The organism is Nonomuraea sp. NPDC050691 (assembly GCF_040654455.1).
Lineage (GTDB): Bacteria > Actinomycetota > Actinomycetes > Streptosporangiales > Streptosporangiaceae > Nonomuraea.
Genome location: NZ_JBFAIA010000095.1, coordinates 1 through 23,589, shown reverse-complemented (window position 1 = coordinate 23,589; position 23,589 = coordinate 1). Strand labels below are relative to the sequence as shown.

Genomic DNA, 23,589 nt, shown 5'->3' with positions numbered 1-23,589 from the left:
CATGAGGGAGGCGCTAACACACACGTTGAAGACTCCCCGCTGAATTCTGGTCTACCGTGGCGCGGCTCGAACCGTGAAGATGTGGGCAGGATGGATATGGGGATCGAGGCGGACATAATTCCCCTGCCGCCATCGATACGACTCGCCGGACAGTTCGTCGTCAACCACGAACTCCGCGTTCCAGTCCAGGCCGAGCGCGGGCATGTCCAGATCGACCGTCGCCTCGTGGGTGTGGTGCGGATCGAGGTTGACGACCGCAAGGACGACGTCGCCCAGCCCGTGCCGTCGTGTGGCCGGGTCGTAGGCGCCCGGGAGTCGCTTGGAGAAGCAGACCATATCCGGTTGGTCGACGCGGTGAAACCGTAGATTACGCAATTCCTGGAGTGCCGGATGGGCTCTTCGGAACAAATTAAGGTGCGTGATGAACGGGGCAAGCGTACGACCTTCTCGCTCCGCCGCATCCCAATCGCGAGGTCTGTACTGATATTTCTCGCTATCTAGATATTCTTCACTTCCGGGGCGAACCGGAGTGTTTTCCCCGAGTTCGTACCCCGAATACACGCCCCACGTCGGCGACGTCAGCGCGGCCAGCACGGCACGGATCTTGAACGCGGGAATCCCTCCGTGCTGGAGGTATTCGTGCAGGATGTCCGGCGTGTTGACGAACAGGTTGGGCCGCAGGAACGACGACGTGTCCTGGGCCAGCTCCGACAGGTAGGACTCCACGTCCGTCTTGGAGTTCTTCCACGTGAAGTACGTGTACGACTGGTGGAAGCCGACCTTGGCCAGCGTCTGCAGCATCGCCGGCCGGGTGAACGCCTCGGCCAGGAACAGCACGTCCGGGTCGGTCCGCTGGATGTCGGCCAGCAGCCGCTCCCAGAAGCCCACCGGCTTGGTGTGCGGGTTGTCCACCCGGAAGATCCGCACGCCGTGGTCCATCCAGTACCGGACCACCCGCCGGACCTCGGCGAAGATGCCCTCGGGATCCTTGTCGAAGTTGATCGGGTAGATGTCCTGGTACTTCTTGGGCGGGTTCTCGGCGTACGCGATCGTGCCGTCGGCCCGGATCGTGAACCACTCGGGATGCTCCTTGACCCACGGATGGTCGGGGGAGCACTGGAGCGCCAGATCGAGTGCGACCTCCATGCCCAGCTCGCGGGTGCGGGCCACGAACGCGTCGAAGTCCTCGATCGTGCCGAGGTCGGGATGGACGGCGTCGTGCCCGCCCTCCTCCGAGCCGATCGCCCACGGCGAGCCCGGCTCGTCGGGCTCGGGGCTGAGCGTGTTGTTGCGCCCCTTGCGGAACGTGTGCCCGATGGGGTGGATCGGCGGCAGGTACACGACGTCGAAGCCCATCTTGGCGACCGCGGGAAGCCGCTTGGCCGCTGTCTGGAAGCTTCCGGACTTGGTGATGCCGGCCTCGTCGACCAGGGCGCCTTCCGACCGCGGGAAGAACTCGTACCACGAGCCGTACAAGGCCCTGCGTCGATCGACCTGGATCTTCCTCGGCCGTGATCTGGTGACCAGGTCGCGCAGCGGGTGCGCCTCCAGCAACGCCGCCGTCTCGGGAAGCTGGACGATCGACAGCCGCGCCCGCGGGTCCAGCTCCTCGTCACGCAGCGTGGACGCGATCGCGAGCAGCGCCGCGCGGTGGCCGCACGCGCTCTCGCCGTTCGCCTCCTTCTGCGCCCCCTGCTTCTCGGTCCCCTGCTTGGCCGCCGCGCGGGCGGCGGCCCTGGCCGGATCGGCCGGGATGTGCCCGTTCCTGGCCTGGGGCGTCGTGCGCCCGCCGGGAGCGGGGCAGTCGGCCTGCCGCACGCCGCGGGCCGCCCGCTCGAACAGCCGGGCGCCCTCCTCGCACATCAGGTCGACGTCCATGCCGCGCGGGATCTTGATCTCGGCGTCGTGCAGCCAGGTCGCGACGGGGTCGCTCCACGCCTCCACGCGGAACAGCCACTCGCCCTCGGTGGGCAGGCAGACCTCGACGCCCCACCGGTCGGTGCCCGGTGAGAGCTCGCGCATCGGTCTCAGCCGATCACGCTGCCCGTCGGGCGCGGTGAGGACCACGCCCGCGGCCACGGCGTCGTGGCCTTCTCGGAACACGGTCGCCGAGACCTGGAAGGTCTCGCCGGCGACCGCCTTGGCGGGCCAGTGCCCGCAGTCGACGACGGGGTGGATGTCCGTGATGGGAATTCTTCCGATCATCGCGCATTTCGAGGTTGCGACGGCACACTCGGTACCGCCGGAGGCTTCCGTGGCAAGAACGATCCTTGCATGTAAATTGTGGGCAGCAGTGGATAGACCTCCCGTGTCCCCGGGAGAACCGACAATGGTGGAAGTTGCCCCAATCGTCGCGGTTCATGCTTCTTCCCGGAAGGGGTTTGAACGTCCTTGCTGAGGGTGAGGGACTGAGAGGTCCCTCCTAGCCCATAGGGTGCACAAACGTGAGAGCAATCCGCCGGTTTACCGTACGCACAGTCCTGCCCCGGGAGCTGGCCGCACTCGGCGAGCTGGTCCACAACCTGCGCTGGTCGTGGCACCCCGAGACCACAGACCTGTTCGCCGAGGTCGACCCGCGCCTGTGGGAACAGGTGGGTCACGACCCGGTGGCCCTCCTCGGCGCCGTGGACCCGGCCAGGCTGTCCGAGCTGGCCGCCGACCGCCGCTTCCTGCGCCGTCTCGCCGACGCCGCCGACGACCTTCGCGAGTACATGACCGCCCCCCGGTGGTACCAGACGCTGCCCGACGCCGCGCGTGCCATCGCCTACTTCTCCCCCGAGTACGGCATCGCCGCCGCGCTCCCGCAGTACTCAGGCGGGCTCGGGATCCTGGCCGGAGACCACCTCAAGGCCGCGAGCGACCTCGGCGTCCCCATCCTCGCCGTGGGCCTGCTCTACCGGCACGGCTACTTCACCCAGTCGCTGTCGCCCGAGGGCTGGCAGATGGAGCACTACCCGTCGCTCGACGCGGGCGGCCTGCCGCTGACCCTCCTGAAGGAGGAGGACGGCACCCCCGTCAAGATCCGCGTGGGCCTGCCCGAGGGGCGCGCCCTGCACGCCCAGCTCTGGGTGGCCCAGGTCGGCCGCGTGCCGCTGCTCCTGCTCGACTCCGACGTGGCCGACAACGACAGCGCGGCCCGCGACGTCACCGACCGCCTCTACGGCGGCGGCACCGACCACCGGCTCATGCAGGAGCTGCTGCTCGGCGTGGGCGGCGTGCGCGCCATCCGCGCCTACTGCCGCATCACCGGCCACGCGGACCCGGAGGTCTTCCACACCAACGAGGGCCACGCCGGGTTCCTCGGCCTGGAGCGCATCCGCGAGCTGACCGAGGCGCGGCTGTCGTTCGACGAGGCCCTGGAGGCCGTGCGGGCCGGCACGGTCTTCACCACGCACACCCCGGTGCCCGCGGGCATCGACCGCTTCCCCATCGAGATGATCGAGCGGCACTTCGGCGGCGACAACGCCTGGCCGACCGTGCCCGTGGAGCGCATCCTCGCCCTGGGCGCCGAGGCCGACCCCAGCCGCTTCAACATGGCGGTCATGGGCATGCGGCTGGCCCAGCGCGTCAACGGCGTCTCGGAGCTGCACGGCGAGGTCAGCCGGGAGATGTTCAAGGACCTCTGGCCCGGCTTCGACCTGGACGAGGTGCCGATCGGCTCGATCACCAACGGCGTCCACGCCCCCACCTGGGTGGGCCGCGAGCTGATGGAACTGGCCGGGCGCGAGCTGCCCACGCTCGTCGAGCGGGCGCGCGGCTGGGACGGCATCCAGAAGATCGCCGACGCCGACCTCTGGGACATCCGGCGCACCCTGCGGCGCCGCCTGGTCGAGGGCGCCCGGGTCCGGCTGCGCCGCTCCTGGCGCGACCGTGGCGCCTCCGACGCCGAGCTCGGCTGGATCGACGACGTCCTCGACCCCGACGTGCTGACGATCGGCTTCGCCCGGCGCGTGCCGTCGTACAAGCGGCTCACGCTCATGCTGCGCGACCCCGAGCGGCTCAAGAGCCTGCTGCTCGACCCGGACAAGCCGGTGCAGATCGTGATCGCCGGCAAGGCCCACCCGGCCGACGAGGGCGGCAAGAAGCTGATCCAGCAGATCGTCAAGTTCGCCGACCAGCCCGAGGTCCGTCACCGCATCGTGTTCCTGCCCGACTACGACATGGCGCTCGGCCAGCTCATGACGCAGGGCAGCGACGTGTGGCTGAACAACCCGCTGCGCCCGCTGGAGGCGTCCGGCACGTCGGGCATGAAGTCGGCACTGAACGGCGGGCTCAACCTGTCCATCCGCGACGGGTGGTGGGACGAGTGGTACGACGGCACCAACGGCTGGGCGATTCCCACGGCCGACGGCGTCGCCGACCCGGACCGGCGTGACGAGCTGGAGGCCGCCGCCCTCTACGACCTGATCGAGCACGAGGTGTCCGACCGGTTCTACGACCGGGCGGCCGACGGGCTGCCGCGCCGCTGGATGGAGATGGTCAAGCACACGCTGACCTCGCTCGGGCCCAAGGTGCTGGCCGGCCGGATGCTGCGCGACTACGTCCTCGGCCTGTACACGCCGGCGGCCAAGGCGGGCCGCGCGCTCGCGGCCGAGTCCTGCTCCGGGGCCCGCTCGTTCGCGGCCTGGCGGCTGCGCGTGGCCAAGGCGTGGCCGGGGGTGCGGGTCGAGCACGTGGAGGCGTCCGGCGTCGGCGACACCCCCGAGGTGGGCAACGTGCTGGAGCTGCGGGCCACGATCGCGCTCGGCGACCTGACCCCGGACGACGTGCTCGTCCAGGCCGCCTACGGCCGGGTCGGGCCGCACGACGAGCTGGTCCACCCGAGCTACCTGGCGCTCACGCCCGTCGACACCGACGACGACGGCCGCGCCCACTACGCGGGCGTGGTGCCGCTGGACCGCACGGGTCCGTTCGGCTACACGGTCCGGGCCGTGCCCCACCACCCGCTGGCGGCCTCGCCGGCCGAGCTCGGGCTGGTCACCGTGCCAGAGGAGCCGGTCGGGATGACCAACGGCACCCTGCGGTGACGGCAGGGACGCCGTCCGGACGGGGTGGCAGGCCTTGACGGCGCTGGATAATCGGGTTGTGGACGACAGCGGGAACGGCGTGCGCGCCGACACTCTGGTGGCCACGGTCCGCGGCGTGCTGCCCTCGCTGACGCCCGCCGCGCAGACCGTCGCCCGCCTCATCCTGGAGGATCCCGCGACGGTGGCGCGGAGCACCATCACCGAGCTGTCCGCCGCCTCGGGCACCAGCGAGGCCACGATCGTGCGCACGGCCAGGCTGCTGGGCTTCGCGGGCTACCCGCAGCTCCGGCTGGCCCTGGCCGCGGCCGCCGCGCAGCCCGACCGGCTGGTGCCCGGCGACCTCGCCCCCGACGACCCGCTGTCGGAAGTCATCGTCAAGGTGGCCAGGGCCGAGTCCGAGGCGATCAACGACACGGTCGCCCAGCTCACCTCCGAGCGGCTCGGCCTGGTCATCGACGCCATCGTGGGGGCCCGGCGGGTCGACGCGTACGGTGTGGGCGCCTCGGGCCTGGTGGCGGCGGACGTCGCGCAGAAGCTGCTGCGCATCGGCCTGTCCAGCCACGCCTTCCAGGACGCCCACCTGGCGCTGACCAGCGCCGTCCTCCTCAAGCCCGGCGACGTCGCCATCGGCATCAGCACGTCCGGCGAGACGCCGGACGTGCTGGAGCCGCTGGGCCGGGCCAAGGAGGCCGGCGCCACCACCGTGGCGATCACCAACAACCCGCGCTCGACGATCGCGGAGCTGGCCGAGCACGTGCTCATCTCGGCCGGGCGCGAGACGGAGTTCCGTCCCGGCGCGCTGGCCAGCCGTATCAGCCAGCTCCTGGTCATCGACTGCGTGTTCGTCGGCGTCGCCCAGCGCACGTTCGACTCCTCCCAGGAGGCGTGGAACAGCACCAGGCGCGCCGTTCAGGAGTTCACCCGGAGAACATCACACGCACGTCGTCAGCCTTGACGAACATGACGCGGTGCCCGAACTGGATCTGCAGGTACTTCGTCTTGCCCTTGACCACGGTGTGCGGCTCCGGCTCGAAGGTGACCGCCCGGTAGTACTCGGTCGCCGCCGGGCCGGACAGCGTGTACTTCTCGCCGGCCGAGAACGTGTACTGCAGCGGGGTGACCGCCTGGTACGGGACTTCGGCCGGGTACGCCTCCTTCTCCGGGTAGGCCCTGCCGTACACCGGGACCGTGGCGAGGCCGGGCTTGGGCGTCACCACGAGGCCCATGGAGGGCACGGCGGTCGGCGCGGAGGCGGGGTTGTGGAACCACGCCTTCTGGCCGAGGTACCAGATCGCGGTCCAGTCGCCCTGCCGGTCGGCCACGGCGAAGCGCTGGCCGGTGGTGGCCCGGGCGCTGTGGTCGTACACGCTGTAGAGCGAGTCGCCCGTGGGGTGCTTGCCGATGTCCTTGATCAGCGGGGCGTCGGCGCGCGGCTCGGTGCGCAGCCAGACCGTGGAGGCGGGCAGCGGCGGGCAGGCCTTCTCCGGGTTCTTGCGGTCACAGCCGTAGAAGTACGGCTTGTTCGTCGCGAAGTCCGGCTTGATCATGACGGATCCGGACCTGGGCCCGCCGAACTGGTGCAGCGGGGCGCCGATCAGCTGGAAGTAGTGCGCCCAGTCCCAGAACGGGCCCGGGTCCTCGTGCATGCCCCTCACCGTGGTCGGCAGCGTGCCGGGCACGTTGTCGTGGCCGATGATGTGCGCGCGGTCGAGCGGCACGCCGTGGCGCAGCGCCAGGTAGCGCACCAGCTTGGCCGACGACCGGTACATCGCCTCGGTGTACCAGGTGCTGCCCTCGGCCAGGAAGCCCTCGTGCTCGATGCCGATGGACTTGGCGTTGATGTACCAGTTGCCGGCCTGCCAGCCGACGTCCTTGGTCTTGATCTGCTGGGCGATGTGGCCGTCGCTGGAGCGGACGGAGTAGTGCCAGCTCCCGGGCCACTTCGGGTCCTGGTTGAGCTTGACCGAGGGCGCCCAGTAGCCCTCCATGTCATGGATGACGATGTAGTCCACCTTCTGGCTGAAGGGGCGGTTGGCCAGGTCGTAGTGGCCGTAGTCGTTGTTCGGGAGCTGGGCGTAGGCGGCCGGGATCCACTCGCAGGAGATCGTGGGCGGGCACTCGACGCCGTCGCGGCGCGGCGGGCGCAGGCCGAGCTTCTCCAGCCACTTCTCCACGGCCTCCAGGCCGGGCACCGGCTTGAGGGTGACGCGGCCGCCGTCGTCGGTGACCCGGTCGGCGCCCTCCTTGATCGTGGTGTACACCTCGTCGGCGAAGACCTTGGCGGCCTGCGACTCCTCGGCGCCGGAGTACTTCGCGACCGCGCCGTACCACTCGCCGGGGTCGTCGCTCAGCGGCGCGCCGAGCGACTTCTGGTAGTCGGCGAGCAGCGCCGCACCGCCCCGGATGTTGGCGGCGTCGTCGGCGCGCAGCTTCTCGCGGCTCTCGCCGGTGAGCTCGGCGGCCTTCTCGATGGTGCGCAGCGAGGCGGGGATCTCGGCGGGCGCGGGAGTCTCGGCGGGGGCGGCCAGCGGGCGGCTCTCGTCGCCGCGGGCGTCCTCCTCGCTCTCGCCGTGGTGGTTGGAGCCGGTGAAGGAGGCGGCGTCGGTCAGGTGCATGGGGCCGAACCCGGCGTTGTTGCTGGGCTGGCCGGCGTGGGCGTCCCAGCGCGACTCCAGGTAGGAGACGCCCAGCAGGACACTCTCGGGAACCTTGAACTCCGCGGCGGCGGCGGTGAACGCCTGCTGCCGGTCGTCCGGCTCGGCGGCCTGCGCCGCCGTGGGGATGCTCGCTAACGTGCTCGCTAAGGGGAGAAAGGCGACCGCGGCGATCGCCAGCGCTCTGCGCATGGGCGCTCCTAGACTGCTGGGGGTGCTGCAGGCACAGCGTCTCAATATTTTCTTTCTGCGGCGAGAGCTTTGCGAAGGATTTTTTCACGCGTTGACGGCGCCGGATCCTCGCGGGGGCGCTCTTGTAGGGTTCGGGGCATGGCTGAGTTCGTACGCGTAGAGGTCGCCGGGCAGATCGCCACCATCAGGCTCGACCGCCCCAAGATGAACGCCCTCAACGGCCAGGTCCAGCGGGAGATCGCCGAGGCGGCCCGCGCCGTCGACGCCGACCCCGCCGTCCACGCGGTCGTGCTCTACGGCGGCGAGCGGGTCTTCGCCGCCGGCGCCGACATCAAGGAGATGGCCACCATGTCGTACGCCGACATGGCCCTGCACTCCCGCACCCTGCAGGACTGCTTCACGGCGGTCGCGCGCATCGGCAAGCCCGTCATCGCCGCCGTCACCGGCTACGCCCTCGGGGGCGGGTGCGAGCTCGCGTTGTGCGCCGACTTCCGCGTCGCGGGGGAGTCGGCCAGGCTCGGCCAGCCGGAGATCCAGCTCGGCATCATCCCCGGCGCGGGCGGCACGCAGCGGCTGCCGCGCCTGGTCGGGCCGTCCAGGGCCAAGGACCTCATCTTCAGCGGCCGGCACGTCGCGGCGGACGAGGCGCTCGCGATGGGGCTGGTCGACCGGGTCGTGCCGGACGCCGAGGTGTACACGGCGGCGCTGGAGTGGGCGGCCACGTTCGCCGACGGGCCCACGGTGGCGCTGCGGGCCGCCAAGCAGGCCGTCGACCAGGGGCTGGAGACCGACCTCGACACGGGTCTGGAGATCGAGCGCCTGCAGTTCTCGGGATTGTTCGCGACCGAGGACGCCCGCACCGGCATGACGGCCTTCGCCGAGAAGTCCCGGCCGAAGTTCTCCGGGCGCTGATCTTTCCTTCTGTCACGTCACCGGGGCCGCGGTCTCCCCGGCCCCGGCTTCCATGGCGTCAGCCCCTGACCACCACCGTCGTGAGCGATCGCGGTGCGAGCGTCACCGTGCGGGCGGTGACCGGGGACGGGGTCAGGTCGTTGGCCTCGTCCGTCACGTACGCCGTCGCCCGGCCGGCTACGCCCTTCCACGTGATCGGGGCGGTTCCCGTGTTGAGGATTTCCAGCACTCTGGAGCCGTCCACGTTGCGGAATGCCGAGACTTTCAGCGCCGGGTCGGCCGCCGAGGCGTCCACCCGGACCGCTCCCGGACGGATGAACCGGCTGTAGGCGGCCAGCGCCCACAGCCGCTTGGACACGTGGTAGGTCCTGGCCGTCTCGTCGATCTGGAGCAGCGCCCGGGTGGCGCCGCGCGAGGCGCCGAGCCAGTAGATGTAGCCGCTGACGTCACCCAGGGTGAGGGCGTCGTGCACGGCCGAGGCGATCGTCATGCCGTCGTAGCCGCCGCCGTCGTCCCAGCGCTCGTTCCACGTGTTCCCGTTGGGGTTCCACTCCGACATCCACGTCTTCCGGGTCGTGGGCAGCGGCCCGTCGACGGGGCTGGCGTACGTGTGACCGGTGTGGGTCTTCACCCAGCGGCGCGCCACCGGGTCGGCCTCGATGGCCGCCGAGTACGCCTTGGCCTCCTTCCAGCCGAACGAGTCGCAGCACGCCAGGTTCACGCCCTTGGCGATGGGCCCGAGGACCTTGACGAACTCGGCGGCCTCGGCCGGGGTGAACCGCATCGAGGCGTAGGTGGCGGTGAAGTCGGGCTCGTTGGTGAAGCCGAGGTCGGTGATCCTGACGCCCTCCTGGGCGTAGAAGCGGGTGTACTGGGCCAGGTAGCGGGCGTAGGCGGTGCGCCACTCGGGCTTGAGGGTGCCGCCGTTCTTGTCGTCGCCGTTGTCCTTCATGTAGCCGGGGGCGCTCCAGGCGTCGGCGACGAAGCGCCGCACGCCGTACTCCTTGGCCGCCTTGGCCACCCAGACCTGGCTGTTGTCGTCGCCGTCCCAGACGTAGCGGGGCGGCGCGTCCGGGCCGCCCGGGTCCTCCGGCTGGATCGAGACCATGTGGTCGTACGGGCTGCCGGCGGGGGAGGAGCCGATGCCGAGGCGCAGGATGCTGAGGCCCGCCCCCTTGGCCCGGTCGAACCACAGGTCGAGGATCTCCCGCTGCTGCGCCTCGGGCAGCGCGCGGAGCAGTTCGTTGCGCCGGAACGCCTGGGAGATGCCGAAGCCGTCGATCTGCTGGTGGCGGACGTGCTCGCGCACCGTTATCACGCCGGAGACGGCGGCCGGCGCGTCAGCGGGCGGGCCGGTGGATGGGGTGTGGACGGCCGGCAGGCCGAGCAGGGTGATCGCGACAACGCCTCGCCACATGGCGCCCTCCGAAAGTTTCGGAACAGCTGCGATATGTTTCGCATGCGTGCCGGAAACGTAAGCGCCCGCCGCTGATCCGTCAACACCTCTGTCAGACCTGGAGGCGTCGGCGGGGTGGCCTTCGCCCTCCGGGGTGCTGCCGCGCGGCGGCGCGAGTAAGAGATGGTGTTGCCATTCGGGCACGGCGCCGTGGTGGGTGGCGATTTCCCACTATGGTGACGTTTCATGATGCGCGTCCTGGTCCCCGCGCGGCTGCGTCAGGCCGTGCGCACGTGGTTCGATGCCCGCTACATCTCCATCGCGGACCACCGCCAGGACATCAGGGACGCCCTGTGGGAGGTCCAGACGCTGCGCCGGGAGATGGCGACGCTCCAGGCGGAGGTGGAGCGCCTGCGCAAGGCCAAGCCCGCGGCGGCGCCGGGTGCGGACCGTGCCAAGCTCGACGAGACCCGCCGCCTGGCCCAGGACACCCAGCGCCTGGCGCAGGAGACGGCCAAGGCGATGGACGGCGTGCTGCAGAACGAGGTCCTGGTCTGGCAGGCCATCGACGACCTCAGGGACCGCACCGCCCCCTCGGCTCCGTCGGGCGCCGCGGAGCGGTCGTGAGGGTCACCTGGTCGGGCGGCTCCTTGACCTTCCGTCTCGACCCCGAGGACGAGATCACCGGCCACGCCTCCGACGGCCACCCCGTCAAGCTCGCGATCAACTCGTGCTCCCTCTCGGGCGTGCCGGACGACGCCCACCCCGACCTGTTCGCCGTGGCCGCGTGGACCGTCGCCGCCCCGTGGACGCGCAGGCGGATCACCTTCGACCGGGCGGTGTCGGCCGAGGTCGCCGCCGTGCTGCACGACGGGTGGGGGATCGAGGCCGGGCCCGTGGGCGCCGAGCCGCGCCGTGCCGGGAGCACGCTGGCGATCTCCTACAGCGGCGGCGCCGACTCCGTGGCCGCGGCCACCGTCTACCCGGACGCCCCCTTCGTCCACTTCCGGCGGGTGCCGCACCCCCGCGTGCCCAACCGGTGGCCGCACTATCGCTCGGACGTCCTCGCCAAGCTGGCCCGGGGGACCGGGCGCGACCTCACGATCGTCGAGTCCGACCTGGAGTACACACTCGCCGAGCCCCGTCCCGGCTACCCGGAGCACCAGGCCGTCGCGGCCGGCGCGCTGCTGTCGGCCGATCGGCTCGATCTCGGCGGTCTCGGCTTCGGATACGAGATGGGCTCCCGGTGGCTCGGCGGCGGCCGATACCTGCTGCGCTACACCCCGGACAACGACCTGTGGGCGCCCCACGGCAAGTGGGGACGGCTGTTCGCCGCGGTGGGCGTCCACATCGTGCTGCCCGTCGGCGGGGTCAGCGAGGCCGTCACCATGCGGCTCGCGCTCGGCTCCGACCTCAAGGACCACGTCCGCTGGTGCCTGCGCGGCACCGACGGCCCCTGCCGTACCTGCGGCAAGTGTCTGTACAAGGAGCTCATCCAGGCCGCGATCGAGCGGCGGCCGCTCGACACGCCCATCACCGCCGACCGGCCCGTGGCGCGCAAGTGGATGCGCCCGCCGCCCTACGGCGGCCAGGAGATGATCCAGTACGGCCTGGCCCGCGTGCCGGGGATCGAGAACACCGTGTTCGGCACGGCCCTGACGTACTTCGACGTCACCGAGGAGTCGACGAGCTGGCTCGACCACTGCTACCCGAGGGCGATCGACGAGATCCCGGAGCCGTGGCGGGCCGAGGCGGCGGCGTTCATGGCGGCCCATGTGGGCTTCATGACCGACGACGAGGTGCGCCAGGTGGAGACCTGGGGCTCGTGACGGCCGTACGGGAGCAGATCGTGAAGCGGGTCATCGAGGAGGAACGCGGCGGATGAAGGTGTACCTGTCGGTCGACATGGAGGGCGTCACGGGGCTCACCGACCCGGAGGAGATGCACGCCGGCAAGCGCGGCTACGAGCGCGGGTGCGAGCTGATGACGGCCGACGCCAACGCCGCCGTCGAGGGCGCCTACGCCGCCGGCACCACGTCGGTGCTGGTCAACGACGCGCACGGATCCACCAAGAACCTCCGCATCGACCTGCTCGACCCCCGCGCCACCCTCATCCGCGGGCCCGGCAAGGCGCAGCGGATGGCGCAGGGGCTCGACGGCTCGTTCCAGGCGGCGGGCTTCGTCGGCTACCACGCCCGCGCCGGGGTGCAGCACGGCGTGCTCAACCACACGTGGATGGGCAAGGAGATCCAGAACGTCCACCTCAACGGCGAGGTGTGCGGCGAGACCCGGCTCGTGGCCGCGTGCGCCGGGTTCCACGGCGTGCCGGTCGTGCTGGTCAGCGGCGACGAGGCCGTGGGCGAGGAGGCGCGCGAGCTGCTCGGCGACGTCGAGACGGTCGCGGTGAAGAAGGGGATCGACAAGTTCTCGGCCGAACTGCTGCCGCCGAGCGTGGCCCAGTCCCGCATCCGTGACGCCATGGCCCGCGCCCTCAACCGGTTGACCGACTTCGCGCCGTACCGGCTGGCTCCGCCGTACACGCTGGGGGTGGAGTGGAACTCCACCGCCATCGCCGCCGCCGTCGGGCTCATCCCGGGCGTGAAGGCGGCGGGCTCGCGCCACACCGAGTTCACGACGGACGACTTCACGCAGATCATGGCGCTGTTCGGCATCTTCGCCACGATCGGCGGCCAGATCGCCTGCGGCAGCGGCCCCTACGGCTGAGCCGCCCGGCCCCGGGGCCGCCCTGCGGCCCCCTGCCCCGCGCCGGTGCGGGGAGCCCGCTCGGACGGCGGGAGTGTCCGGCATGCGGTCGCCGGGGCGCGGGTGTACGGTGCGGAGCGGTCGCCGCCCGGTCGCGGGCGGCGTACCGGGAACATGCCTGAAGAGAGGTGCGGCGTGGAGGGTGCGGCGCTGACGCGGCGGGGGTTGCTCGTCGGCATCGGGGCGGTCGGCGGCGCGGGCGCCATGTACGCCGCCATGGGCGCCCTCGGCCTGGCGCCGTCCGGGCAGGACAAGGCGTTCGCCGCCCCGCGGCCCGGCGACTTCTCGCTGTCCGGCCGGGGCGCGGCCACGGTGGTGATCCTCGGCGCGGGCGTGGCCGGGCTCACCGTGGCGTACGAGCTGGGCAAGGCCGGCTACGACTGCACGCTGCTGGAGGCGAGCGGGCGGGCCGGCGGGCGCAACCTCACGCTGCGCGGCGGCGACCGGCTGACCGAGGCGGGCGGCGCCACGCAGGAGGCCACGTTCGGCGAGGGCGTCTACTTCAACGCCGGGCCCGGCCGCATCGCGCAGTGGATGGTCACGCTCGACTACTGCCGCGAGCTGGGCGTGCCGATCGAGACGTTCATCAACAGCAACGCCCAGGCGTACGTCCACACGGGCGGCGGCACGGTGCGGGCCCGCACCGCAAAGGCCGATATGTACGGCTATATCGCGGAGTTACTGGCGAAGGCGACGAATGCCGGAGCGCTCGACCGGGAGATGACCCAGGACGACCGGGAGCGCCTGCTCGACTTCCTACGCCGGTTCGGCGACCTCGGCCCCAAGCTCGACTACGAGGGCTCGCCCCGGCGCGGTTTCCTGAAATATCCGGCACTGGACGGCGGCACCCCCGTCGCCGGCCCCGGCGCCCTCCACGACGTCCTCGCCGCCGGCACCGGCCGCCACATCCTCAACGACTTCGGCTACGACCAGGCCACCCCCATGTTCCAGCCGGTCGGCGGCATGGACGCCATCGTCAGGCGGCTGACCGAGGCCGTGGGCGCCGACCGTGTCAAGACGGGCGCCAAGGTCACGAAGATCACGAACCTGGCCGACGGCGTCGAGGTCGTCTGGGACGGCGGCCGGATCAAGGCCGACTACTGCGTCGCCACCCTGCCGCCCCACGTGCTCGCCCGGATCCCGCACAACCTGGGCGCCCAGGTCACCACCGCGCTCAGCACGCCCGTCCCGGTCGCCGCCGGCAAGATCGGCATGGAGTACGACCGGCGCTGGTGGGAGCTGGAGGACCGCATCTACGGCGGCATCACCGAGACCGACCTCGACATCACCCACATCTGGTACCCGTCGCACGGCTACCACGGCGAGCGCGGCCTGATCGTGGGCTACTACAACATCGGTTTCGAGGCCGAGCTGTACGGCGCGCTCACCCCGGAGGACCGCCGCCGCCGCGCCCTCACCCAGGGCCGCAAGATCCACGGCGACAAGTACGGCAAGGGCCTGCTGTCCAGCGTCTCCGTCGCCTGGGAGCGCCAGGAGCACATCCGGGGCGGATGGGTGCGCTGGCCCGCCTTTGATTCGTCGTTCACTCTTCTGCAACGCCCCAGCGGAAGGGTCTACTTCGCGGGCGACTGGCTCACCCATCTGATCGCCTGGCAGGCGGGGGCCATGGAGTCGGCCCGCGCCGCCGTCACGCAGCTCCACCAGAGGGTGCTGCGCTCGCAGTGACGGCACGCTGCCGCCGGGACCGCGTAGGGTCCTGGTGGAGCGAATGAGGAGATGGGATGACATTGCACTGGGTGCCCGCGACCGAACGGACCGACCTGCTGGCCGACCCGGTGGCCCGCGCCGTGCGCGAGCTGCCCAGTGCCGCCGAGGTGGCCGAGATCGACCCCGAACTGGCCGACACGGCGGCCTTCTGCGAGCGCTACGGCGTGGGCATGGACGAGTCGGCCAACTGCGTCGTCGTCGCCGCCAGGCGCGGCGGCGAGACCCGCTACGCGGCCTGCATGGTGCTGGCCACGATGCGGGTCGACGTCAACGGCGTGGTGCGCAAGCACCTGGAGGCGCGCAAGGCGAGCTTCGCCCCGATGGCGGAGGCGGTCGAGCTGACCGGCATGGAGTACGGCGGCATCACGCCGCTGGGCCTGCCGGCCGACTGGCCGATCCTGGTCGACGCGCGCGTGGCGGAGCACCCGAAGGTGGTCGTCGGCAGCGGGCTGCGCAGGAGCAAGCTGGCCGTCGCCGGATCCACCCTGGCCGGGCTGAAGGGCGCGGAGGTTCTCGCCCTGGCCGGCGACGCATAGCAGACGGTCGCCGCGACCCCGCGAAATGTCGTGGCCGATTCGATACCGAGGGATCGGAAACCGATGGCCCCGATCCGGACGTTGTACGAGTGGGAATGTGGCCTCATGGTTCATCTCGTGGGCGGGGATTAAGCCGGTATGGTGCTTCATGCCATGAACGATGACCGACTTGGCCCTTACCGGCTGCTCAGGCGGCTCGGTGAAGGCGGAATGGGCGTTGTCCACCTCGCCGTCGACCCTCAGGGGAGACAGGTGGCGGTCAAGGTCCTGCGCGGCGAGGTCGCCGGTGACGAGGTCGCCAGGCGACGGCTGTCGCGCGAGGTCGAGACCATGCGCCGCGTGCGCAGCCAGTACATCGCCGAGGTCGTCGACGCCGACGTCACCGGTCATCGTCCGTACATCGTCACGCGGTACGTCCCCGGGCGCTCGCTGGACGAGATCGTCAAGGACGACGGCCCGCTGGAGCTGCCCGCGCTGGTGCGCATCGCGCACGGCGTGGCCACGGCGCTGGCCGCCGTCCACTCCGTCGGCGTGATCCACCGTGACCTGAAGCCCGGCAACGTGCTGATCCTCGACGGCGAGCCGGTGCTCATCGACTTCGGCATCGCCCAGGCGGTCGACGCCACGCGGCTGACCCAGACCGGCATGTTCATCGGCACGCCCGGCTACCTCGCCCCGGAGATCATCGAGGGGCAGGAGGCGGGGCCGGAGGTCGACATCCACGCCTGGGCCGGCACGCTGCTGTACGCATGCACCGGCCAGCCGCCCTTCGGCAAGGGCACGCTGGAGATGATCTTTTACAACATCACCGCGGGCAAGGCCGAGATCGGGGCCGCGCCGGCCGAGCTGCAGCCGCTGCTCAAGGCCGCCTTCCAGCGCAACCCCGCCAAGCGGCCGAAGGCGGCCGAGCTGGCTGAGCAGAGCGCGCGCATGCTGCCGCGGACGCCGGGCCGGTCGCCGGACGAGATCTCCACGGTGCCGGGTCCCGACCGGCCGCAGTTCGACCTGCCGGCGCCGCGCCCCGTCGCCGAGCGGCCGGCCTGGGAGATCTCCACGCCGCCGGTCACGCCCCGGCAGCTCCTCGACGGGCAGGAGGTCCGCTTCGGCCGGCCGGGGGCACCCGCTGCCGGCCCGACGCCGCCGCCGGGCCAGGACCAGCCGTACGTGTCGCTGCTCGGCCAGGGCGGCGCCCCCGCACCGGGCGCCCCGGGGACAGGGCCGGGCGGCATGGGCGCCGGGCAGAGCGGCGGTCCCCTGGCGGGCGGACCGGGCGCGGGGCAGGCCGGCTCGACACCGGGCGGCGACCAGGCCGACCCGTGGGCGAGCGACGAGGGCGACCCGTGGCCGACCCGCCGTGTCACGCCCGAGGAACTGCGCCGCATGCAGCAGGAGAGCGGCGCCCAGCCGTGGCCGGGCGCCCCGCGGCCGGGCGACAACCCGGCGTTCCCCCGGGACAACGCCGTGTCCCCGTGGCCCGGGGAGCACGGCCCGCTGCCGTCGCAGGACGGTGACCTGCCGACGCGGCGCGTACGCCCCGACACGCCCGACTACGGCCGGCCGAACGTCGACTACGGCCGTCCCGGCCCCTCACCGGCACCGGGCACGGGACCGAACGCGGGTCCCGCGCCCTATCCCGGATCGGGACCGCACGCCGCGGGCCCCCACCCAGGATCGGGCCCGCACGCCGGGCCCGCGGCGTTCTCGGGGCCGGCCGCGTACTCCGGCCCGCACGCCGCCCCCGGGTCGGGCCCGCAGGCCGGCCACCCGGCGGGTCATCAGTCTGGTCATCAGGCGGGTCATCAGTCCGGGCACGCGTTCGGCATGGGCGGCCCGTCCGGGCCGGCGCCGCAGCCGCGTCCCAGCCAGCAGCAGCCGCCGCCCTACATCCCCGCCCAGGGCCAGTACCCGCCGGACCCGAGGACCAAGCGGGAGCCGTTCGTCCCGGGCGCCGTGCCCGGCCAGGTGCTCCAGCGCTCCCGGGCCTACGGCGTGGCGGGCGCGATGCTGCTCGTCATCATGATCGTGGTGGCGGTCATGGCGCCCGTGCTGGTGGCCGTGGTGGTCGTGCCCGTCGCGGTGCTGCTGCGCGCCGCCGACCTGGCCCAGCCGGAGCTGATCGCGCGCCGCTCGACCGGCGCGGCGGCGCTGGACGTCGTCAGGGTGTTCGCGCACCCGAGGGCGCTGGCCAAGTCCGTGGGAATCACCTTCGCGCTGGTTCTTTACGCGCTCATACTCGGGCTACCCGTTACGCTGCTGCTCACCGTGGTGCTCAAGACGGACCCGTACAACGCGCTGGCCTGGGGAGCGGCGGTCGCCCTCTGGACCTTGTGCGCGGGCCCGGGTGTGGAGGGCCCGGGGCGCCAGATGCGCAGGACCCTCGCTTCCCTCGTACCCTCGAGAACAGCGGCGATGGTGCTGGCGGGCGTCCTCGGGGCGGCCGCGGCCCTGTCGCTGGTCCTCGCCTACGGCACGTTCATTGACGACGCGAGGAGGGCCGTATGGGCTCCGGTGGACGTGGGACCTGTGGTGGAGCAGCTCGACGGACTGAAGGGGGACTCGGGGGGATGACGGGGGGAAGACGGCGATGAGCACGGGCAACACCCAGGCGCCAGAGCGGCTCGGCCCCTACCGGGTGGTACGCAAGATCGGCGAAGGTGGGATGGGGGTTGTCCACCTCGGCGTCGACGCCGAGGGCCGCGAGGTCGCCATCAAGGTCCTCCACCCGCACGTGGCCGCCGACCTCAAGGCTCGCGACCGGCTCACCCGCGAGGTCGAGACCATGCGCCGGGTACGCAGCCCGCACGTGGCCGAGGTGCTCGACGCCGAGCTCGTCGGGGGCCAGCCGTACGTGGTGACCCGGTTCGCGCCGGGCCGCACGCTGGAAGAGACGGTGCTCAACGACGGGCCGCTGCCCGCGGGCGAGGTGATCAAACTCGCGCGGGGGCTCTGCCAGGCGCTCGTGTCCATCCACGCCGCCGACGTGATCCACCGCGACTTCAAGCCGTCCAACGTCATGCTGGTCGACGGCGAGCCGCTGGTCATCGACTTCGGTATCGCCCACCTGGTCAACGCCACGCGGCTGACCCAGACGGGCATGTTCGTCGGCACGCCGGGCTACCTCGCGCCCGAGATCATCCGCGACTCCGAGATCACCCAGGCGGCCGACGTCCACGCGTTGGCCTCCACGGTGTTCTTCGCCGCGACGGGCGCGCCGCCGTTCGGCACGGGCACGTTCGAGGCGGTCTGCTTCAACATCATGGAAGGGCGCGCCCAGCTCGACAAGGCGCCCGCGTGGCTGCGCGGCTGGCTCGCGCGCGCGCTCGACGTCGACCCGACGGCCCGGCCGAGCGCCCAGGCTCTGCTGCGCATGGCCAGGGCGCTCGACCCGTCGGTGACGACGTTCCACGAGACCACCCCGCAGGCCCAGTCGGGCGGCACGAAGAAGCTGTCCACCCGCACGCGCGTCCTCGACGCCCAGGCCGAGTCCTACGCCGACCTGCTGCCGCCCGTCGAGTACGGCCCGCCGCAGCCCCGCCACGAGCCGAAGCCCCGTCAGGAGCGGCCCCGGCAGGAGGAGCGCCCGCCGCCCTACGTCCCGGCCCCCATGCCGGCCCGCCCGCCCGCGCCCCGGCCGGACCAGCGGGTCGCGGGCTATCCCGGCGCCGCCTCCGGCTATCCGCCGGCGACCCAGGGCAGTCCCCGCCCCGACACCCAGCCGCCCCGGTACACACCGCCCGCGCCGCGGGCCGGCCGCCGTCCGGACACCCAGCCGCCGCCGTACACGCCGCCCGCCGAGCGCAAGCGCTACCTCGTGGGCAGCCAGCTCGTCGGCGGGCTGCTGCTGGTCATGCTGGTCGCGTTGACGGTCATGATGCCCGTGGCCATGGGCGCGGTGGCCGTCGCGCTCGCGGTGGTGCTGCGGGTGGGCGACTACCTGTTCGGCGACATGGTCAAGCGCCGCCAGATCCGCGGCTCCAGCGCCGCCGACCCGCTGCTCGTGCTCGTCGGCACCCCCTGGGCGCTGGTCAAGGCGGCGCTCGTGTCGCTGGTCCACGTGCCGCTGGCGATCCTGTTCGGTCTCTGCGTGTACGGCGTGCTGCGCTGGGGCGGCGGCATGGAGGACATGAACAAGGCCGTCGCGTGGGCGGCGGGTGCCTTCTCGGCCGGCCTGTTCGTGCTGCCGGGCGGTGGCCCGCCGCGCCACACGGTCACCCGGGCGATCACCGGCATGCTGCGCAGCCCCGGCGCCGCCACGGTCGCGCTGCTGGCCGTGGGCACCGTGACGATGATCGTCGTGATGTTCGCGCTGGGCCAGGAGACGGTGTGGACCCCGTGGCGCGCCCCCGACACCGTGGTCAAGGAGCTGACGCGCAGCGCTCAGGACAGCGCGACGGGCCTCATCACCGGCCTCATCGACGACCTCCTGCGCCAGGTGGGGCTGGGGTTCCTGTCACCCTGGTCCTGAGTGTCCTGACCCGCCCCTGAGGGGAAAGAAGGGGTATGAGCGAGCATCTCGGTCCGTACCACCTGCTCTCCCGGCTCGGTTCCGGCGGTTTCGGCGAGGTGCATCTCGCGCTCGACCCCGAGGGGCGCACGGTCGCGGTCAAGGTGCTGCATCCGCACGTCGCGGCCGACACCCTCGCGCTGGCGCGGCTGGCCCGCGAGGTCGAGACGATGCGCCGGGTCGGCGGGCCGTACGTGGCGGAGGTGCTCGACGCCTCGCTGGACGGCCTGTCCGGGAACGGCGCGCGGCCGTACCTGGTCACCCGTTACGTGCAGGGCAGGCCGCTCAGCGCGGTGCCCGTCCCGGTGGCCGACCTGCCGCGCCTGGCGGCCGGGCTGGCGGCGGCGCTGCTGGCCATGCACGAGGCGGGCGTCGTCCACCGCGACCTCAAGCCGGCCAACGTGATGATGGCCGAGGGGCGGGCCGTGGTCATCGACTTCGGCATCGCGAGCGCTCTCGACTCGCTCTCGGTCACGGCCTCCGGCGCGGTGGTCGGCACGCCCGGCTACCTGGCGCCGGAGGTGCTCGAAGGCCGTGAGGCGGGCATGGCGGCCGACGTGTTCTCCTTCGGGGCCACGCTCGCGTACGCGGCCACGGGGCGCCAGCCGTACGGGCAGGGGCCCGCGTCGGCGGTGGCCTACCGGGTCGTCCACCACGAGCCTGACCTGGAGGGCGCTCCGGAGTGGCTGGAGCCGCTGCTGCGGCGATGCCTGTCCACGGACCCCGCCGCGCGCCCCACGGCCGCCGAGCTGTACGCGGAGCTGGGGGCGCTCGCCGGGCCCCTGGCACCCGAGCTGGAAGTGCCTCCTTCGCCGGGATCCGGCGAGCCCGCCCTCACCGGTGGAGCGGGGGGTGCTGGAGTGCCGGCCGGCGGCGCGGAGTTGGGCGGTGGCGCGCCGGGTGGTCCGGCGGCGGGTGTCCCTCCGCTGGGCGGCGCCGCGGCCGGTGGTGCGGCGGTCCGGTCGCCGGAGGTGCCCGCCGCCCAGGCGTCCCCGATGGGGCTGCCCGGGCCGGATGCCTCCCGTCTCGACATGCCGGACCTTTCCGGCGTACGTCAGCCGGACCTGCGCCGTGACGGGCGGCGCTCGCGGGCGGAGCGGCGGAGTGAGGGGCTGCACGACCTGGAGACGCGCGAGTGGCGGCCCGGCGACGACCGTCACCGGCGTTCGCCCGAGGAGGCCAGGGCCCGGCACCGGGAGAAGGTGCGCAGGCGCTGGGTGATCGGGTCGGCCCTGTTCGTGGCGCTGCTGGCCGCCGCGGCGCGTGGGCCGCTGCCGGAGGTGTCCCTGTTCCTGCTGGCCGGGTACACGCTGGGGGTGGTGGCCGACGCGGGGGTGGCGCTGGTGGCGCGCCGGCCGTACCGGACGAGCCGGATCGTGGTGGACTTCGCGAGCATCGTGGGCTCCGTGGGGATGAGCCTGGGGCTGAGCATGGCGTTCAGCACGTTCACGCTGGCCCTGTTCGCGGGCACGGCGCTGGTGACGGGGATCGTGTTCCTGCTGTCCGCCTGACCGGCGGCCCCTCGAGGGCGTACCGAACAAAGTTCGGTAGTGTGGGGGCGGTGACGTCGCGGCGCGGCCCTGTGAGGCCGTGTTTGCGCCGAAGCTACCCGTGGGTAACATGGCGTCGGGGAGCACGGGAGCGACCCGTGCCACCCGCTGTCACGGAGCCCACGGGACACCTGGCAGTCTGGACAGCATCCAGCGCCCGCCGCACCGACGCGGCGGCGCACGCGAACACGGGAGGTCGGCCACCGGCCATGAACATCGTCGTCTGCGTGAAGCAGGTCCCCGACACGGCGACCGAGCGCAAGCTGCGGTCCGATGACAAGACGCTCGACCGCGACGCCGTAGACGGCGTGGTCAACGAGCTGGACGAGTACGCGGTCGAGGAGGCACTGAAGCTCAAGGAGGCCCACGGCGGTGAGGTCACCGTCCTCACCATGGGCCCCGGCAAGGCCACCGAGACCATCCGCAAGGCCCTGGCCATGGGCGCCGACAAGGCGGTCCACCTCAGCGACGACGCCCTGCACGGCTCCGACGCGCTGTCGACCTCCTACGCGATGGCGCAGGCGCTGAAGAAGATCGGCTTCGACCTGGTCATCCTCGGCTCCGAGTCCACGGACGCCCGCACCGGCGTGCTCGCCGCGATGCTGGCCGAGCGGCTCGGCACCGCGCAGCTCACCCTCGCCAACAAGGTCGAGGTCGACGGGTCGTCCATCACGATCCAGCGGCTGACCGACTACGGGTTCGACCGGGTCGAGGCCACGCTGCCCGCCGTCGTGTCCGTGGTGGAGAAGATCAACGAGCCGCGGTACCCGTCCTTCAAGGGCATCATGGCCGCCAAGAAGAAGCCGGTGGAGACGCTCGGCATCGCCGACGCCGAGATCGCGGCCGACCAGGTGGGCCTCGGCGCCGCCTGGTCCGAGGTCGTCGACTTCGCCGCGGCCCCGCCGCGCGCGGCCGGCACGATCGTCAAGGACGAGGGCGACGGTGGCGCGAAGGCCGCCGAGTTCCTCGCCTCCAAGAAGTTCATCTGAGAACGGGGGTTTTGCTGATATGTCGGAGATTCTCGTTCTCGTCGAGCAGGTCGACGGCGAGGTCAAGAAGGTCACGCTGGAGCTGCTGACGCTGGCGCGCGGCCTCGGCACGCCGGCCGCCGTCTGGGCCGGCCCCGGCCTCACCGACGGCGCCAAGGCCCGGCTGGCCGAGTACGGCGCCGAGAAGATCTACGTCGCCTCCTCCGGCGACGTGGTCGACCACGTGGTGGCCCCCAAGGCCGAGCTGCTCGCCCAGCTCGTGGCCGACAAGTCGCCCGCCGCCGTGCTGGTGGCGGCCACGGCCGAAGGCAAGGAGATCGCCGGGCGTCTCGCGGTCAAGACCGACTCGGGCGTCATCACCGACGCCGTGGGCCTCGGCGAGGGCTTCGTGGCCGACCAGTCGATCTTCGGTGGCGGCGTCAACGTCCGCTCCCGTGTGCGCAAGGGCACGCCCATCGTCGCCGTACGCCCCAACTCGACCGCCCCCGAGCCCGCCGCGGGCGCCGGCGCGGAGGAGGAGGTGTCGCTCACCCTGAGCGACGCCGCCAAGGGGGCCCGCATCGTCGAGCGGGTCAAGCAGGAGAAGGGCGCCCGTCCCGAGCTGACCGAGGCCGCGATCGTGGTCTCCGGCGGGCGCGGTGTCGGCTCGGCCGAGAACTTCTCGGTCATTGAGGGCCTGGCCGACGCGCTCGGCGCGGCCGTGGGCGCCTCGCGCGCCGCCACGGACGCCGGCTGGTACCCGCACCAGTTCCAGGTCGGCCAGACCGGCAAGACCGTGTCGCCGCAGCTCTACATCGCGGCCGGCATCTCCGGAGCCATCCAGCACCGGGCCGGCATGCAGACCGCGAAGACGATCGTGGCGATCAACAAGGACCCGGAGGCCCCGATCTTCGAGCTCGCCGACTACGGCGTCGTGGGCGACCTGCACCAGGTCGTTCCGCAGCTCACCGAAGAGGTCGCCAAGCGCAAGTAGCCGCAGGGGAGAGCACGGCCTTCACCGAATGGCGCTTCGCGCAAAGAGGCTCAGGCTGTGACATTGGGGGGCGCGGCCCCCCAACCCCCGCTTCAAGAGCCGCTTCGCCGATTCGGCGGCCAACGACGTCGGACGGGCGTCACATGGCAGGTTGACGCTGCGCATCATCGGATGGCGCCCCCTTCGAGGGGCTGGTAGCCAGGCGCTGCGCGTCGGAAGATGTCAGCAGTGGTGGCGTGCCAGTGTGGGCACACCTGATCTCGCTCGGCTGGAGAGCTGGGCCACCCGCGCGGTGACCGCCCGGAGTCTTCAGGACCTGTTCGAGTAGAGCGGGCTGTCGGCGCCGCACGGATCATCCGTGCGGC

General features: G+C 72.1%; 16 protein-coding genes. 13 read left to right on the top strand and 3 right to left on the bottom strand.

Annotated elements, in window-relative coordinates:
• Nucleotides 1-51: 51 nt before the first annotated feature.
• Nucleotides 52-2,205, bottom strand: coding sequence for an alpha-1,4-glucan--maltose-1-phosphate maltosyltransferase (locus tag AB0H81_RS28175; protein WP_358380591.1), 2,154 nt, complete (start codon nt 2,203-2,205; stop codon nt 52-54).
• A 239-nt stretch (nt 2,206-2,444) separates the two neighbouring features.
• Between AB0H81_RS28175 and glgP the strand changes: the two genes are divergently transcribed.
• Nucleotides 2,445-5,027: an alpha-glucan family phosphorylase gene (gene glgP / locus AB0H81_RS28170; protein WP_358380589.1), complete on the top strand. Its 2,583-nt coding sequence runs from the start codon at nt 2,445-2,447 to the stop codon at nt 5,025-5,027.
• A 58-nt stretch (nt 5,028-5,085) separates the two neighbouring features.
• Nucleotides 5,086-5,982, top strand: a complete 897-nt coding sequence (locus AB0H81_RS28165) for a MurR/RpiR family transcriptional regulator (RefSeq protein ID WP_355440111.1) — start codon at nt 5,086-5,088, stop codon at nt 5,980-5,982.
• Here the strand turns inward: AB0H81_RS28165 and AB0H81_RS28160 are convergent.
• Nucleotides 5,945-7,873: a peptidoglycan recognition family protein gene (locus AB0H81_RS28160; RefSeq protein WP_358380587.1), complete on the bottom strand. Its 1,929-nt coding sequence runs from the start codon at nt 7,871-7,873 to the stop codon at nt 5,945-5,947. The two genes, AB0H81_RS28165 and AB0H81_RS28160, sit on opposite strands and share 38 nt — an antisense overlap.
• Before the next feature lie 138 nt (nt 7,874-8,011).
• Here AB0H81_RS28160 and AB0H81_RS28155 point away from each other — a divergent pair, with 138 nt between their 5' ends.
• Nucleotides 8,012-8,785: an enoyl-CoA hydratase-related protein gene (locus AB0H81_RS28155; RefSeq protein ID WP_358380585.1), complete on the top strand. Its 774-nt coding sequence runs from the start codon at nt 8,012-8,014 to the stop codon at nt 8,783-8,785.
• A 58-nt stretch (nt 8,786-8,843) separates the two neighbouring features.
• Here the strand turns inward: AB0H81_RS28155 and AB0H81_RS28150 are convergent, their stop codons facing one another.
• Nucleotides 8,844-10,202, bottom strand: a complete 1,359-nt coding sequence (locus AB0H81_RS28150) for a glycoside hydrolase (protein WP_358380583.1) — start codon at nt 10,200-10,202, stop codon at nt 8,844-8,846.
• 225 nt (nt 10,203-10,427) lie between these two features.
• Here AB0H81_RS28150 and AB0H81_RS28145 point away from each other — a divergent pair, with 225 nt between their 5' ends.
• The 10 genes from AB0H81_RS28145 to AB0H81_RS28100 all read left to right on the top strand — a co-directional run bounded on the left by AB0H81_RS28145 (nt 10,428) and on the right by AB0H81_RS28100 (nt 23,224).
• The gene (locus AB0H81_RS28145; protein ID WP_358380581.1) at nt 10,428-10,808 is read left to right on the top strand and encodes a hypothetical protein; all 381 of its coding nucleotides are present in this window, start codon (nt 10,428-10,430) and stop codon (nt 10,806-10,808) included.
• A complete protein-coding gene (locus tag AB0H81_RS28140; protein WP_358380579.1) occupies nt 10,805-12,010 on the top strand; it encodes a DUF6395 domain-containing protein in 1,206 nt (401 codons plus the stop codon). Before AB0H81_RS28145 ends, AB0H81_RS28140 begins: the two co-directional genes overlap by 4 nt.
• 52 nt (nt 12,011-12,062) lie before the next feature.
• Entirely contained in the window at nt 12,063-12,905 is an 843-nt protein-coding gene (locus AB0H81_RS28135) for a M55 family metallopeptidase (RefSeq protein WP_358380577.1), read from the top strand.
• 153 nt (nt 12,906-13,058) lie between these two features.
• Nucleotides 13,059-14,630, top strand: coding sequence for an FAD-dependent oxidoreductase (locus AB0H81_RS28130; RefSeq protein ID WP_358380575.1), 1,572 nt, complete (start codon nt 13,059-13,061; stop codon nt 14,628-14,630).
• Nucleotides 14,631-14,686: 56 nt separating this feature from the next.
• On the top strand, nt 14,687-15,208 hold the full coding sequence (locus AB0H81_RS28125; RefSeq protein WP_358380573.1) for a YbaK/EbsC family protein: 522 nt from the start codon (nt 14,687-14,689) through the stop codon (nt 15,206-15,208).
• A 153-nt stretch (nt 15,209-15,361) separates the two neighbouring features.
• Nucleotides 15,362-17,776: a protein kinase gene (locus tag AB0H81_RS28120; protein ID WP_358380571.1), complete on the top strand. Its 2,415-nt coding sequence runs from the start codon at nt 15,362-15,364 to the stop codon at nt 17,774-17,776.
• A 16-nt stretch (nt 17,777-17,792) separates the two neighbouring features.
• Nucleotides 17,793-19,673, top strand: coding sequence for a protein kinase (locus tag AB0H81_RS28115; protein WP_358380569.1), 1,881 nt, complete (start codon nt 17,793-17,795; stop codon nt 19,671-19,673).
• Between the two features lie 35 nt (nt 19,674-19,708).
• Nucleotides 19,709-21,223, top strand: a complete 1,515-nt coding sequence (locus AB0H81_RS28110) for a serine/threonine-protein kinase (protein WP_358380567.1) — start codon at nt 19,709-19,711, stop codon at nt 21,221-21,223.
• A gap of 248 nt (nt 21,224-21,471) precedes the next feature.
• Nucleotides 21,472-22,251 carry an electron transfer flavoprotein subunit beta/FixA family protein gene (locus AB0H81_RS28105; RefSeq protein ID WP_358380565.1) on the top strand — a complete coding sequence of 260 codons (780 nt, stop codon included), beginning with the start codon at nt 21,472-21,474 and terminating at the stop codon, nt 22,249-22,251.
• A 19-nt stretch (nt 22,252-22,270) separates the two neighbouring features.
• Nucleotides 22,271-23,224, top strand: coding sequence for an electron transfer flavoprotein subunit alpha/FixB family protein (locus AB0H81_RS28100; RefSeq protein WP_358380563.1), 954 nt, complete (start codon nt 22,271-22,273; stop codon nt 23,222-23,224).
• The last annotated feature ends 365 nt before the right edge of the window (nt 23,225-23,589 follow it).

Bases quoted from the DNA above. Each gene is read 5' to 3' on its own strand.
- AB0H81_RS28175 (WP_358380591.1), bottom strand. From the start codon at position 2,205: ATGATCGGAAGAATTCCCATCACGGACATCCACCCCGTCGTCGACTGC.
- AB0H81_RS28160 (WP_358380587.1), bottom strand. From the start codon at position 7,873: ATGCGCAGAGCGCTGGCGATCGCCGCGGTCGCCTTTCTCCCCTTAGCG.
- AB0H81_RS28155 (WP_358380585.1), top strand. From the start codon at position 8,012: ATGGCTGAGTTCGTACGCGTAGAGGTCGCCGGGCAGATCGCCACCATC.
- AB0H81_RS28150 (WP_358380583.1), bottom strand. From the start codon at position 10,202: ATGTGGCGAGGCGTTGTCGCGATCACCCTGCTCGGCCTGCCGGCCGTC.
- AB0H81_RS28145 (WP_358380581.1), top strand. From the start codon at position 10,428: ATGATGCGCGTCCTGGTCCCCGCGCGGCTGCGTCAGGCCGTGCGCACG.
- AB0H81_RS28135 (WP_358380577.1), top strand. From the start codon at position 12,063: ATGAAGGTGTACCTGTCGGTCGACATGGAGGGCGTCACGGGGCTCACC.
- AB0H81_RS28130 (WP_358380575.1), top strand. From the start codon at position 13,059: ATGCCTGAAGAGAGGTGCGGCGTGGAGGGTGCGGCGCTGACGCGGCGG.
- AB0H81_RS28125 (WP_358380573.1), top strand. From the start codon at position 14,687: ATGACATTGCACTGGGTGCCCGCGACCGAACGGACCGACCTGCTGGCC.
- AB0H81_RS28120 (WP_358380571.1), top strand. From the start codon at position 15,362: ATGAACGATGACCGACTTGGCCCTTACCGGCTGCTCAGGCGGCTCGGT.
- AB0H81_RS28115 (WP_358380569.1), top strand. From the start codon at position 17,793: ATGAGCACGGGCAACACCCAGGCGCCAGAGCGGCTCGGCCCCTACCGG.
- AB0H81_RS28110 (WP_358380567.1), top strand. From the start codon at position 19,709: ATGAGCGAGCATCTCGGTCCGTACCACCTGCTCTCCCGGCTCGGTTCC.
- AB0H81_RS28105 (WP_358380565.1), top strand. From the start codon at position 21,472: ATGAACATCGTCGTCTGCGTGAAGCAGGTCCCCGACACGGCGACCGAG.
- AB0H81_RS28100 (WP_358380563.1), top strand. From the start codon at position 22,271: ATGTCGGAGATTCTCGTTCTCGTCGAGCAGGTCGACGGCGAGGTCAAG.